The 13,538-nt window shown below is 63.4% G+C and carries 9 protein-coding genes; 6 read left to right on the forward strand and 3 right to left on the reverse strand.

Annotation, left to right across the window (positions count from 1 at the left end; all coding sequences use genetic code 11):
• Positions 1 to 169: 169 nt before the first annotated feature.
• The 3 genes from P1P75_RS32665 to P1P75_RS32675 form a co-directional block, all read right to left on the reverse strand.
• Positions 170 to 4,438 carry a tetratricopeptide repeat protein gene (locus tag P1P75_RS32665; protein WP_319262398.1) on the reverse strand — a complete coding sequence of 1,423 codons (4,269 nt, stop codon included), beginning with the start codon at positions 4,436 to 4,438 and terminating at the stop codon, positions 170 to 172.
• Positions 4,439 to 4,557: 119 nt separating this feature from the next.
• On the reverse strand, positions 4,558 to 5,283 hold the full coding sequence (locus P1P75_RS32670; protein ID WP_319262400.1) for a Crp/Fnr family transcriptional regulator: 726 nt from the start codon (positions 5,281 to 5,283) through the stop codon (positions 4,558 to 4,560).
• A complete protein-coding gene (locus tag P1P75_RS32675) occupies positions 5,280 to 5,774 on the reverse strand; it encodes a Pycsar system effector family protein (protein WP_319262402.1) in 495 nt (164 codons plus the stop codon). Before P1P75_RS32675 ends, P1P75_RS32670 begins: the two co-directional genes overlap by 4 nt.
• 336 nt (positions 5,775 to 6,110) lie before the next feature.
• On the opposite strand from P1P75_RS32675, the gene P1P75_RS32680 reads away from it, so the two are divergent.
• From P1P75_RS32680 to P1P75_RS32705, 6 genes are all read left to right on the forward strand, one after another.
• A complete protein-coding gene (locus tag P1P75_RS32680; protein WP_319262404.1) occupies positions 6,111 to 6,851 on the forward strand; it encodes a hypothetical protein in 741 nt (246 codons plus the stop codon).
• 137 nt (positions 6,852 to 6,988) lie between these two features.
• Positions 6,989 to 8,896, forward strand: a complete 1,908-nt coding sequence (locus P1P75_RS32685) for a hypothetical protein (protein WP_319262405.1) — start codon at positions 6,989 to 6,991, stop codon at positions 8,894 to 8,896.
• Between the two features lie 173 nt (positions 8,897 to 9,069).
• Positions 9,070 to 9,690 (forward strand): hypothetical protein, encoded by a 621-nt coding sequence (locus P1P75_RS32690; RefSeq protein WP_319262407.1) that lies wholly within the window; start codon positions 9,070 to 9,072, stop codon positions 9,688 to 9,690.
• Positions 9,687 to 9,881, forward strand: a complete 195-nt coding sequence (locus P1P75_RS32695; protein WP_319262409.1) for a hypothetical protein — start codon at positions 9,687 to 9,689, stop codon at positions 9,879 to 9,881. The genes P1P75_RS32690 and P1P75_RS32695 overlap by 4 nt, the downstream gene beginning before the upstream one ends.
• A gap of 186 nt (positions 9,882 to 10,067) precedes the next feature.
• The gene (locus tag P1P75_RS32700; RefSeq protein ID WP_319262410.1) at positions 10,068 to 11,420 is read left to right on the forward strand and encodes a nucleotidyl transferase AbiEii/AbiGii toxin family protein; all 1,353 of its coding nucleotides are present in this window, start codon (positions 10,068 to 10,070) and stop codon (positions 11,418 to 11,420) included.
• A gap of 393 nt (positions 11,421 to 11,813) precedes the next feature.
• Entirely contained in the window at positions 11,814 to 13,505 is a 1,692-nt protein-coding gene (locus P1P75_RS32705; RefSeq protein ID WP_319262411.1) for a hypothetical protein, read from the forward strand.
• The last annotated feature ends 33 nt before the right edge of the window (positions 13,506 to 13,538 follow it).

The raw sequence follows: 13,538 nt of genomic DNA on the forward strand, positions 1-13,538 counted from the left end.
AACAAGAACCCCAAGCCGTTCGTCTGGACGAAGACCGCAGACGACATCCTCGACACCCTCGCCGCATACTGCACACGAATTAACGACTCAGGACACTAGGTCTTTCCAGCATTGTGACGAACCCTGCGGACATGCCAACCCAACCCAGCGGGTCCTGGCCTGCCAGGCATCAGCCACGTGAGCGGCTGCTCGTTCCGCAGCAGTGCTTGAACTTGCGTCCACTGCGCATCATGCACGGGCAGGGGCTGTTTCTGCGGGGCCGCACGACGGTGAGGGGCACCGTGGCGCCCACCGCTTGACCCAGGGCCATGGCACGAAGGAGGTAGGAGGGGTCATCGGCTGTCATTCCCTGAAGGTTCCTGCCCAGCACGACGATCAACGACCCCTCCAGTGCCTTCTCGTACCAGTGCGGGTAGAAGTTGAGTGGCATAGGTGGCAGAAGCGGGCCGTGAGGGCCGGTGATTGAGAGCTTGTTGTCTTCGAGACGTGCCTCGACACTGCCACCGCGTGCGGCTGGAATGTCACGGAAGTCGAGCGTTTGGCCGTCCTCTAGCCTGAGCATGCTCTGCAGGCTGGCGAAGCCTGCATCGAGGTAGTTCTTGAGAACGAGGTCCTCGATGGTGCTGCTGTCGTTGAGTGAGCCCCATCCGCCGTAGCAGTCGGCGATGATCCCTGTTTTGTCCTGCCCGAACAGTATGCACTCGACTTCGACGCTCTCTCCCGGTTGTTCGGGCGCGGGACCGTTCAGCTGGATCACCCTGGAGAGGACGCAGTGAGGGTGTGCCAGCCGCAACAGGACGTGGTCCATCTGCGGGTGGTGCAGGAAGAGGAGTTCGGCTTCTCCGGTCTCGTCGATCAAGAGACTGCAGGCTGCACAGGTCTGTCGCGAGTTTCCGAGGCGAATGATGAGCGGCTTGAGGTTGACGCCGGTCAGTGCCTCCAGCACGGAGTCGGAGATATTGATCCTTCTCATGCCGGCGAGAGCGTTCGAGCTACCAGCCTCGGCGCCGGAACTGACGACGGAGTCTTGAACAGCTCGGTGTACACGAGTTCGGAGGGCTTCCAGGACACGGTTGTCGATGCGCTGACCCTTACCCAGCAGCTCCCGGAAAGTGGGTACACCGGCGTCTGGTGTTACCTCGTAGTGCAGCACGCCCAGGTGGAGCAGAGCCTCGCCTGCCTCTGACCAATTGCCGAGGTCGTGGTGGAGAGCGAAAGCTTGGCGCGCATGCGCGCGGGAGTTGTCGATGTCGCCGAGCTCGCGGTAAGCGCGCGCTAGGTTGAGTAGACAGGTGGCGCGCATCGGTTCGTCGTCGAGCTGCTCGCTGAGAGACAAGGCCGTAAGGAAATGGGTGGCCGCGTTCTTGTAGTCAGCTGAGCTGGCGTAGTGGACCCCCATGTTGGAATGAAGGGCAGCCTGAGCCGATCGCATCCCCAACTGCTCGGCCAGCGGGATGAGCTCGGTCATTGCCGCGACAGCAGCCTTATCGTCGCCTTTGCGGAGTCGGCACACCGCAGCTTGGCTTCGGGCGGCGAGAAGAACGTGAAGATCCCTTCGCTCTCCCGCGAGCTCGGCGGCCTTGTCGTACTGGTCGAGTGCCTCGGACCATTCTTCGTTCCGGGCGTGCACGTTGCCAAGCGCCATCCTGCAGTGAAGGACCCCTGAGGTGTCGCCAGCGCGTTCGCTCTGATCGAGTGCCCTAGTGATCGTGGACATGGCTTCTGTGTGGAGGCCCCGGCGCGAGTAGAGGATGGCTAGCGCGCGGGATGCCCGGGCCGTGGTGGCAGGGGAGACGTGGTCGGACACCACAGAGAGGACTGATTCCAGGATCTTGGCACCCTCCTTCCATCGGCCCGCGACGACGAGCGCCTCCCCCAGAGCTGCTCTGATCTGGGCTAGTGCTTGCTGTTCCTCGGTGGCCTCCAGGTGGCGAGCTGCTTCGCTCAGGTGGCTGACGGCTGCGCCGATCTGACCGAGGTGCCAGAGGTATTCGGCCCTCTTCTGCAGAGCCTGGGCCAGCACGCCGGGGTTCCCTACGTGCCGAGCCATGTCCAGTGCGTCCGTGAAGTACGTCTCCGCTTCGTCGAGTTGCCCGATGCCTCCGTGGTAAGAGCCCAGGTAGACCAGCGAGCGCGCCGCGTGTTCGTAGTCCCCGATCTGGTAGGCGAGGTTGGCGCATTCTCCGAGGAGCTCAGCAGCCTGGTGGATGTCTGCGCGATCTGCTGCTTGATCGCCCAGCCGGAAGAGCACCCTCACTTGGCCTTGAATGTCACCTGTGTCCCGGTAGATAGCCAAAGCAGCATCCAGAGGCTGCAGTGGGGCCGAGTTTGGTCGCTCCTCAAGGGGAGTTTCTGCGAGTTCCATCAATGCCTTGGCTTCCCATTCTCGGCTCCCCACAGCACGCGCTCGTTCGATGTCTCGGCAGGCTTCCTGGGCGGCCTCAGCCATACGGCCGGTTCGCCGCAGCAGCGTTGTGATCGCCATGCGGTTGGATAAGTCGGCATCACTGCCCGCCGGGGACATGTTCTTGCTGTTACGGAGATACTCCTCGGCCCGACGGACCTGACCAATGGCCATGTACGCCTGGCCAAGGGTGCCCAGGGCATGGGCCAGAACATGGCGATCGCCGATGACCCGCCAGAAGCGCAGGCCATGGTGTAGGAACGGGATGGCATCCCGGGCGCGTCCGAGGTTGATGAGCAGCGTGCCCAGTGCCAGTTGTGCCAGGAACATCTGGTGCGGATCGCCGGCTTCGTGAGCGGTCTCGGCGCTGCGCTGCAGCAGGTCGGTGGCACGCTGGCTGTCACCGAGATGGCTGGCGACTGTGGCCAGGTTGTGCTGAGCCGCTGCTGTCCAGCCCGGCTTGTCGGCGAGGGTGCCAGCTTCTAGTACGCACTCGTAGACGCGTTCCAGATCGGTCCAGTGGCTCCCGTGCCAGAGAGAGTCCGTGAGATGCGAAGCGAGGAGAAGTAGCGGTTCCCACATCTCATGCTTCCGGGCTATCTCGGCCATGGCGACAGCTCCTGGACGGTCCGCGTTCAGGGCACGCAAGGCGCCTGCGTTGCTCTGCGCAGGAACTATTGCTTCCTTGTCCATGAAGCCGATCGACTCCGTCGATGACTGCGTCCGCGCGGCCAGCATGAGACATACATGGCGGATAATGGTTTTGCGGCGTTCCAATAAGGTGGAGGCGGACTTCAGCCGGGCGAAGCGATGCAGGATCTCATGGAGGACGTACCGGTCCTCGTCGATCTGCTCGATGAGGCTGAGTTCGAACAGCGAGTCCAGCAGGTCCGTTACAGCGTCGGTGTGGTCGTCATCGAGCTGCTCCAGTGAGGCAGCCATGGCAGCAGCGATGACATCCGTAGTCACGGACATGTGAGGCAGGGCGCCGAGCGTGGTGAAGAGTTCTGCCTGGTCGGGGTTTAACGCCTCGAAGCTTCGCTCGAGCACGGGCTCTAAGGCGGTCTGCCCGGCTTTGAGGGCCCGGACGCCACGATCAGGGCTGGTGATGTCGTCAAGGAAGCGGTCGACGCTGATCTTGGGCCGACGTGCCAAGTGTGCGGCTGCGACATGCAGGGCAAGTGGATGGCCAGCGCATGCTTCTGCCAGGGAGGACACCTGCTCGTCGGTGAGACGGGTGAGGCCAACGACCTCTCGTATCAGCTCCTCGCTGTGCCGTGTGGGCAACGGTTCGAGCTCGATGACGTGCACTAGCCCTGCGAGCCCACTCAGCTTTGCGCGACTCGTGCACACAAGGCCGAAGGGCCCTTCCATACGCAGGACTTCGAGGAGCGCTTCTTCCGAGACGGCGTCGTCAACGAGCAGCAGCACCCTGCTGTGGGACAGCGTCCTGCGCAGCAAAGCCAGTTGATGTACACGTCCTTCAGGAAGCGGGTCACCGTCGGGACGGAGAGTGTGCAAGAGGGCCGGCACCAGATCAGCCGGGTTCCCATCACTAGCCGACAGGGCGAGATCGATTTGGAACTGGCCGTCCGGGTAGGCGCCTGCGACGAGCTTCGCCAACCGCAGGGCTACAGCGCTCTTGCCGATACCTGGCGGTCCCGTCACCACGACCGCTGACATGCCAACCACACCCGGCTCTTCCAAAAGCCTGCAGCCTTCGGCGACCTCGGCCTCGCGCCCAACCAAAGGGCGGACCTCTCTAGGGAGCCTGGAGACTTCCTGAGCCTCGTCTTGTGACGGGCCGAACCTGCCACCAGCACTTCCTGGCAGGACAGGAGTGGCGGCGGCGAAGGGCACTGGGAAGACTTGGTCGCAGGTCAGGTGCAGGTTGTAGGCCTGAATGCCCAACTCCCCGTGGTGTCTGAAGGACACCGTGTCGGGATGCGGCTGGGCGTCCGGTTCGGGGTTCTCCGGCTGGGATTGCGCGCCTGCAGGCTCAGTCGGCTTTGCTGGCGGCACGGTGGGCTCCATGTCGTGCTGCCCCTCTCACTAGGTGATGTGTGCTTCGCCGCGCATCACGGCGAACGCCACCCTTGTGGAGGAGTGGACACGGAATGGTCCAGCGTTGGACGGTACGGGCGTGCTGTGAGTCACATGGCGGGCGTCGTATCCACACGGCTCTTGCAACCGAGGACCTCCTTGCCGCAGGCGACCGTCCGCAGGCGGTGCAGGTCTGTGATGACCAGGCGCCGACGACCGAGTATGAGGATGCCGGCGGACTGGAGCTCCCCCAGGGCCGAAAGTACTGATGAGCGGCGCATCGCCGCCATGGTGGCCAGCTCTGTGCGCGGCATGCCTAGTTCCACGAGTAGACCTGCGATCCCCTGGGGACGGCCGATTTCGTCAGCGAGGAGGCTCACCACTCTGGCCACGCGCGCTGTGGAGGGCAGGTTTACCAGGTCTGCTCGCAAGCGTTCGTGACTGTTCAGCCGTTCCACAGTCAGTTGGTAGATGACCGTCTCCAGACGATGGCGCTCCACGTAGCCCCGGAAGGCATGAGCGGCCAGAACGACTGTGGTACAGCGGCGCGCCGCTGTGACGGTGGCTGAGCGCGGACGGTTAAGTAAGGCGCCCATTTCTCCCAGGACTTCACCCGGCCCACGGAGCATTAATGTCAGGTGGTCTCCGCCTTCATTGCTCTGCGCGACCTTCACGAGGCCGTCGACCAATGCGATCACGCAGTCGGGCGACTCGCCCTGAGCGAGGAGCACAGAATTGTATGGGTATGTTTGGGGGCGACCGCGGTCGATCAAGTCACGCCATACGTCGGTGGATACCAGGGAGCGGAAGTTCGTCACGATGCCCTCCGGTGTCATCCGACGACTGTCGCGAGGCCGAAGGCGGCACAACCGGCGGCCGCCAACAGTAGCGACCACTGCACCCGGCGGTGCTTGTTCCAGGCGATCTCACTCATCACCACCACCTGCCGGGATAGCGACGGCAACGGGTCCTTATCCCGAAGCGCTGCTTCCAGGACTGCCGGATCCAAGTGCCGAACATGCCCGAAATACAGGAAGTCGTCGTCGTTCTCCGGCCCGCGTCGCTCCTTGCGGAGGTTGGGTGAGATCGCCCAAGTTGCAAAGCTCACTCCAGCCGCCATGAGCAGTACACCGATCCACAACAACAACTGCGGCACCGTCGAGTCGAAATCACCAGCAGATCGTTTGGAGGTCGCCAGCAGCCCAAGAACGGCCAAGGCCGTGGACTGCATCGTCAGGGCAAATGATGCCTTTGAGTCTGCCTTGGCCGTCCAATCCGCAACAGCTGCCTGAATCCGCCACGCTGTCTCCGTCGGCTCAACCGCCATCAAGCCGTCCCCCTAGCTGTTATCCAGGCGTTCGCTCGCCGGTCCCGGGCTGAAGTCTGGTCACGGTAACGAGACGGAAAACCTACTTATGGCATTTTGGCCGAGAACGGACTCTCCGGAGTGCCTTGTGTTGAGGCCCCAGCGACATCACCTGCCAGGACGGCACACCCGCTATGTGATCCAGCGCACGCTCGTACCGTCCAATCCTGGACCATCTCGGCCCTGCTGCTCCACGAAGGTCGTGTTCGCCGCGATTCGCGGCACCGCACCCGACGAGAGGAGCGGCACATGTTGCCGTCATGGGAACCGTTGTGGCCCTATCGGGCCGTACTGGCTGTGGACGCCCGCAACTTCAGCGCGCTGGACAGCAAGGGCATGCAGCAAGTGAACGCCGACATCCTGCCGTTGCTGTCTGAGGCGCTCAGTGCCAGCAACGTGAGCGCTCAGTGGCAGATGCGGGTGTTCGGCCAGCATGCCGGAGACAGCTACGTCGCCGGCATGGATCCGGAGGTGTTGCCCGCACTGGTGGGTTGCTTCCCCGGTGCCTTGAGGCAGGCTCTGGGGCGTCGACGCGCGGATAGCCCCGCCAGTACGCCCCTGCAGCTCAGGGTCAGCATTCACGTCGGCCCGCTGCCGCACACCGGACTGGGCGTACCGATGGTGCACACCCACCGGCTCCTGGACGACGACGCACTGCGCACCCTGCTGAACCGCGCGAACCCGGAGATCACCAACACCGCAGTGATCATTTCGCAACGCGTCTACGAGGACGTTTTCGAGAGCGGCTGCGTCAACGGCGAGGTCCTGCCCGACCAGTTCATGCGGCACTTGGTGAAGGTGAAGAAGTTTCAGCAGCCGGCCTATGTCCACATCCCCGGCTTCGACTGGCGGCTCGCGGACCCGGACATCTTCGAACCCCTCGACACCACGGAAGCGGCTGCGGAGCAGCCGGTCCCTGCACCTGGAGTAGTAGCTCAGGCCGTTCCCTCGGCTCCGGGCGCGGTGAGCTTCAACCACTCCGGCAAGCACGGCATCCAGGCATACAACCATTACGGCGCTGGACGGGGGCAGCGATGATCGACCACGAGCAGGACCAGCAAGACCGTACAGGCTCCACCACACCCTCAGCGGAACCCACAGCACCGAACGAGCCCGCAGGTCACCCTCCACTATCGCAAGGCGGCGAGCCAAACGGTCAGTCGCATCCCGACTCAGTGAACTTCACGCACTCCGGCAAGCACGGTATCCAGGCCTACAACCTGCACTTGAACCGTGATCAGGTCATCCCTGTCCTGATCACCGAGAGCGACGCCGACTACAAGGCAAGCCAGGAAGGACGGTTCGTCCCGCCGCGAAGCTCCGACCAGTGGGTAGCCGCGTCCAAACTCCTGGACGCATACGGAATCGTCGTGCTCTGCGCAGCCCAGGGCAGTGGTCGACGCACCGCTGCAATGCGCCTGCTGCGTACGGTGGCCAACCCTGTGTCGGCGATCTTCGACCTCGACCCGGAATGGTCCAAGCCCTCAGTCCGGCCGCTGCCGGAAGAGGCGGCGACGGGATACGTCCTCGATCTCTCCGACCTTCCAGAGCGGCCAGACGGCCGACTGGGCACCGACCTGGTCGCTCATGGGGAGGACTTGCGCAAGAAGAACTCCTTCCTCGTCATCCTTGCCACGCCCGCCGACTGGTACGGCCACTGGGCCGAACCCACACTGCCATTCACTGTCCGACTGGAGTCTCCGGACGCCAGGCCCCTCGTCACGGCCGAGCTGCGCGCGCATCATCGCGGGGATCGTGTGGCCTGGCTGGAGGAGAAGTTCGGTGACATCTGGAAGGCCAATCCCTCTGCACGCGCGGCGTGGCGTCTGGCTGGCCGTCTCATCCGGGCATCCGGCCCCGAGGAGATCCCGGAAATCGTCAAGGAGTTCGGCGACTGGCACACCGAAATCGAGATCCTTCTCAGTGAGGACCGGGTGCGAGGGAGCGATGCACAGCTGCTGTCCACTCGGGTCATGGTCTGGGCCGGCGCCTTGCTCCACGGAGGGCAGAGCAGGTCCGTCATCAAGGCAGCCGACGACCTTCTGGCCCAACTTGACTTCGCACGCGAACCGGCCAACGTCCTGACCGACGCCACGACATCGAGCCGACTGGAAGCCGCGAAAATCACCCGCAGTGGGGACCGGGCGCTCCACGACGAGACGATGGAGGGCCTGCCCGCAGCCATCCTGCGCCACTTGTGGGATGAGTTCCCCACCCAACGCGACCTTCTGCGCGCATGGGCGATTGGCATTGCCGCAGATCGCACCATTCCAGAAGAGGACGCCCGCCGGGTCACTACCGCACTGTTGGCGCTGGCAGTGCACCGCCACGACCGGGCCATCCTCGACGGGCTGGCCAGTGACCTCACGGGTCCCCGACGGGGCCTGGCCGTGGAAACCCTGACCAAAGCAGCCGGGGACCCCGAGTTCGGCCGCTACGTCAGTAATCGCCTGCGCCAATGGGTGGATGCCAAAACTCCCCCGGCCAACAAAGTTGACCTCGTCATTGAGATCTGCGCAGGTGCCTGGGGCATCGACCATCCAGTCCTCGCGCTGACACGGCTGGGCAAGGCGGCAGGTCACAAGGAATTCGGCTCCGCGACCGTCGTCCATGCCTTCCAGCAGCTCTCCCTCCGGCGGCCGGATGAGGTGCGCAAGGCGGTCGACCAATGGCTCGGTGACGTCGAAAGCGGACAAGCTGATGCGACTGTGCGCCGCCAGACTCTGGGGGCCTTCCTCGCCCTCGTCTCCAGTGACGAGGGAACAGACCTGGTCCTTAGCGATGTACCCACGCCTGAGGCCCGGCTGCGAGTGGTCCGCGCCTGGCAGGAGTTGTTGTCCACCGATGCCGCCGTGAAGGCCGTCGACAGGCAACTGAGGCGGTGGCAAGAGCGCTTCCAAGACGACCTTGAGCGTCGGGAGCCGGTGCTGGATCTGCTCACAGATATCTTCGCCCCGCCCAGCCGCCGCTCCGGTCTCGACGGGCTCATGGTGACGGAGGAGGCGATCGATCCATTCTGGCGAGGGGTCCTGGAACGGGCTGTCGGCCGCTACCGGGCGTCCGAGGAGGCATCGACCCTTTGACGATCGACGGACCTGGCCCGTGGTGGAGCCGTCGGCGCAGTCGGATCCGGGCCCAGTGGCCAACCTGTCTGCCCGGCATCCGCTTCTGTGCCCACGGCACCCTCACCTACCGAGCCCACGCCTCTCTCCAGGCCGGCGGCTCAGCCACGGCCCGAGCAGCCGCACGGCTCGCCGTGGACGAACTCGGCCGAGGCATCACCGGGCGTCACTTACCCGAACAGCTCACCACCGCGCAGGAATGCCTCACGCTCGCCGCGGCACACTGGCACACTCCCGAAGACGCCCCTGGCCTCTGGCTGAAGGCACGCATCAACCTGATGCTCTCCGAGCAGGACGCCGACCGAGCTCAGCGATACCAAGACGCCTTACGCGAGGTGACGCTCCAACTCGCCCAGGAACACGAACGCCGAGAATGGTTCAGACAAGCAGTCTTCGAGACGCCGGACACCACGCGCATCTGGTGGCTCGACCGCCACCTGGACGATCTCGGTTCCCTTGACTGGGCCGTCTTCAAGGAGAAGATCCTTCCGCTGGTCGGAGCGGCCGACGACATCCAGTCCAAGGCCGAACGCATCTCCCAAACCCTTCTGTACGTGTGGGAGAAACTGGGCGACAATCCGGGACAACATGCACGTTTCACCGCCACCGTCCGCACTGTCCTGGATCAGATGGGGTGGAACGATGCGCTCGACTGGCTGGCACCGAGCGAACCTGTGGCCGCCGATTCGGCCGTAGGTGTCGGCAGCGACAGAGGAGAGCCACGCTCCGTCACTGAGGTGGGCGCGGCCCGATGAAGCTACCCGCCCTGCGCTGGCTGCTCGACCCGGCAACCAGCCTCCTGGCCATGCGACTTCGTGCTCAAGAACGAGGCCGCATGTCCTACGACGCGGCCTGGCGGCTGGCGCGAGTGATACGCCACCCCGACGAAATGGTGTATCGCCACCACGGACACCTCGCCGATGACTCCCATGACGAACAGTGTTGATCAGGTGAGGCGGAATCAGCACACGAGGGGACAGCTACTCGGGCGTAATACGGAACGCCTCGGGCCGTACGCGACCGCCTAAGGAACAGGGGGCGCGTTCGGCTGCCGCCGCCTCAGTGTGCTGGCTTCCGGCAGCGATTCGGAAACGGCATGGCGGTTAACCCTGCGGTCGGCAACAATGTGCGAGTGATCAGCCGCGATGAGATCGATGACATGGCCGCTACGCTCGGTGTCCATGTCTCAAACGTTCAAAGGGACTACGTTTTCGGCTGGTTGCTGGCCGGACTGTACGGCGACAGTCCCTTTGCCGATCGCCTTGTCCTCAAGGGTGGCAATGCATTTCGCAAGGCCTACTTCGGGGCGACCCGCTTCTCCGACGACCTGGACTTCGTGGCTCCCGAGGCTGTGGACGCCGATCAGCTCATGGCTGCACTGAACAATGTCTGCCGCCTCGCACAAGCCCGCACCGGTGTAGTGTTCGATACTGCGGAGAATCGCCAGGTGGGCGAACAGGCTATCGATAAGACGAAGACTGTCTACAAGTACAAGCTCTATTTTACGGACTTCTACGGCGCCCGCCGAAATGTGACTATCAGCTTGCGCATCGACGTCACGGAGTTTGGGCGCCTCTATCTGCCGCCGCAGCGCCGTCAACTCATCCACCCCTACAGCGACCAGGACGACTGCTCGGCCGACCTGCTCACGGTCAGCCTGGAGGAGGGTCTCGCCGACAAGCTCAAGTGCCTGCTGCAGCGCAGGTCATCGTTCGATCTGTTCGACCTCGTGTACTCCATTTTCGTCAACGATGAGGTCGACGTGGACAAGCGGGCAGTTGTCGCCACATTCTTGAAGAAGACCATTTTCGAATCCAGTCCCGCAGCCGCCCTGTCATTGCTGCTGGCTGTACCGTTCGACGCGATGCGTCACTTCTGGGAAAACAAGATTATCTGCATGGCGGAGAGTCTGCTGGACTTCCCCACAGCAGTCGCACAATTCAAGGGTGAGCTTGACTCCCTCTTCTCCACTTTCAGCTACGGCGAGCGCGGACATCTCGCCTTTTTCCCCGCCGAACTACGCAACCCCATCATGGAGGCCGGATCCAGCCGCACTGTGCTGCGGCTGACGTACGACGGCACTGTGCGGGTGGTCGAGCCGTACTCATTGCGCTTCATGCGTCGCAAGGATGGTGTGGCACAGGAATACCTATACGTTTATGATCGGACGGGTGGTCGATCTGGTCCCGGTATCAAGGCACTATTCAACTACAAGATTGATGACCTGGAAGCCACCGATGAGAAATTTGAACCCCGCTATGAGATTGAACTGGCCAAAGCCGGAGAGTTCGCTGACCGCACGACATTCGGCAGAGGGTTCCGTACGCGTCCCCGAGTGAGGAGCACTCCTAGAAGAATCCGCTACCGCGTTCAGTGTGCCTATTGTCAAAAGGTTTTCGAGCGAACCACCCCCTCTACTAGAATCAACCCACACAACAACCCTTACGGCAGCCCCTGTGCAGGTCGCAGTGGGTTCCGTGTTTGACCGAAGATTCGTAGCGCGAGCGTGGTAGCACGCGGCCTTCCGTAGCGAGACGCGTATTCCGTCGGGGCGGTGAGGATCATGGGCGTACTCAGGTTGATCGAACTGTGTGTTTTGTGCCACGTCTCCGCGTGAGTGGCGATGCCGCCTGGTCGGCCTGCAAATTCGGTCGTAGGCGTCCGCTGCTGGCGTAGGATCGAGGCCGTCCTGCGCCGTCACCCCCGAAGAGTTCGGCGTCGGCCTTCGGGGGCATCACGACAGCCGAATTCGCGCTCCGAGCCATAGTGACAAGAGGGGCAGCACGGGTTGAGCTTCAAAACACTTCGTACTTGGAACGGTGAACAGAGTCGCGCATTTGAGGAGTTGGCTTACCAGCTACTCAAGAACCAAGTGCCAATGGGCACGCAGGCCATTCGTACCGGCAACCCTGACGGCGGTGTGGAGTGGTACGCCACTCTGCCGGACGGCATGGAGTGGGGCTGGCAGGCCAAGCACGTTGAGGGCATCGATCCACTGCTGACCGCCATGACGGATTCGGTGAAGCGCGTAGCCAAGGAGCGGCCGGAACTCCGCAAGCTGGCGTTCGCGATTTCCTGGAACCTTGCTACCGGAACGCGAGGTGGGGAGCGCAAGTCTCAGCGGCAGAAGTACGAGGCAAAGGTCGCAACCTGGAAGAGGACGATCTCCGGTGCCGACAGGATTGAGTTCGAGCTGGTGCAGGAGAGCGACCTGCTGGACGAGCTGTCCAAACCGGAGCACCGCGGCCGGCACTGGTTCTGGTGGCATCACGTCGTGCTCGGGCGCGACTGGTTGGAGAAGCGCTACAAGGAGCAGGCCGACGCCGCCGGCGAGAAGTACCGGCCCGACCTGCAGGTCGACATTCCCATCCAAGAAGACCTCATCGCACTCGGTTTCGACCAGGCGGTCCTCACTCATTTCAATCGTTTGCGCCGCGACGTCATCACCGCCGTAAACGATCTACACGTCCTGGTCAAGGATGAGGACGCCCCTGGCGCCTTCGCCTATCAAGCCATCCATGACGCGGCAGCAGCCCTGAAGTCGACTGCGAGCGCCATCGCAGCACAAGCTGGGGATCCTCCAACTACCCTCCTGTACCTCATAGATCAGCTGTCGGCCACTGCTGAAGCCATTGAAGCCGCCAGGGACTACGAGCGACGGGCGAAGGCCGAGTGGCGGGAGCTGCCGAGCGACGACCCCAAGCGGAACCAGAACCCTCCGGAACGCGCCGAGGGTTATGGCGTCGGTGTGCTGGGCAAAGCGATCAACGAACTGCACTCGTGGCTTGAGTCTTCGGTCGGCCGAGCCTTCCGGCGGCGCACTTACTTTCTGACTGGGAAGGCAGGGTCGGGCAAGACACACCTGCTCCTTGACGCCACCCACCGTGCTCTGCTCGCTGGTCGGCCCGCAGTGTTCCTGGCCGGTGCGCAGTTCGGCAGGGGCGACCTCTGGGCGAGCGTCGCAGACCAACTCGGCCTGGAGCCGGTCGGCGGCGATGTGCTCCTGAGCGCCATGGATGCCGCCGGCGAAGCTGCCGCGACGTCTGGTAGCCGCTTCTTGATCTTCATCGATGCGCTCAACGAGACGACACCAGCGGACTTCTGGCGAACGCACCTCCCGAGGCTGCGGGCTGCCGTTGCCCGGCATCCGCACGTCGCCCTCGGCGTCTCCTGCCGTGACACCTACCGCGATCTCGTGCTGGAGGGCACCGAGGACAAACACTACGTCCACCGCACACATCCGGGATTCGCCGAGCGGGAAGTTGAGGCGACACAGCGCTACTTCGATCACTATGGTCTTGAAGCCCCCAAAATCCCGCTCCTGACGCCTGAGTTCACGCTGCCGCTCTTCCTTCGCCTGTACTGCGAAAGTCTCTCGGAGGCCGACACCCACTCACTTCCAACCGGCCACCAGGGCCGCGTCGCCATCTTCGAGCGTTACCTCGGCGCTAAGATCCGCACCGTAGCTCGCCGCCTTCGCCCCGACGCAACCTCAAGCTACGAACTAGCCTCGCGCTTTCACGAGGTGGGGCGTCCGAGGCTTGATCAAATAAGCGGAGAGTGCTCCTGACCTGCAACGATGGGACTTGTCGAGGGTCCTGTT

The organism is Streptomyces sp. ID05-39B (assembly GCF_033794725.1).
Taxonomy (GTDB): domain Bacteria; phylum Actinomycetota; class Actinomycetes; order Streptomycetales; family Streptomycetaceae; genus Streptomyces; species Streptomyces bobili.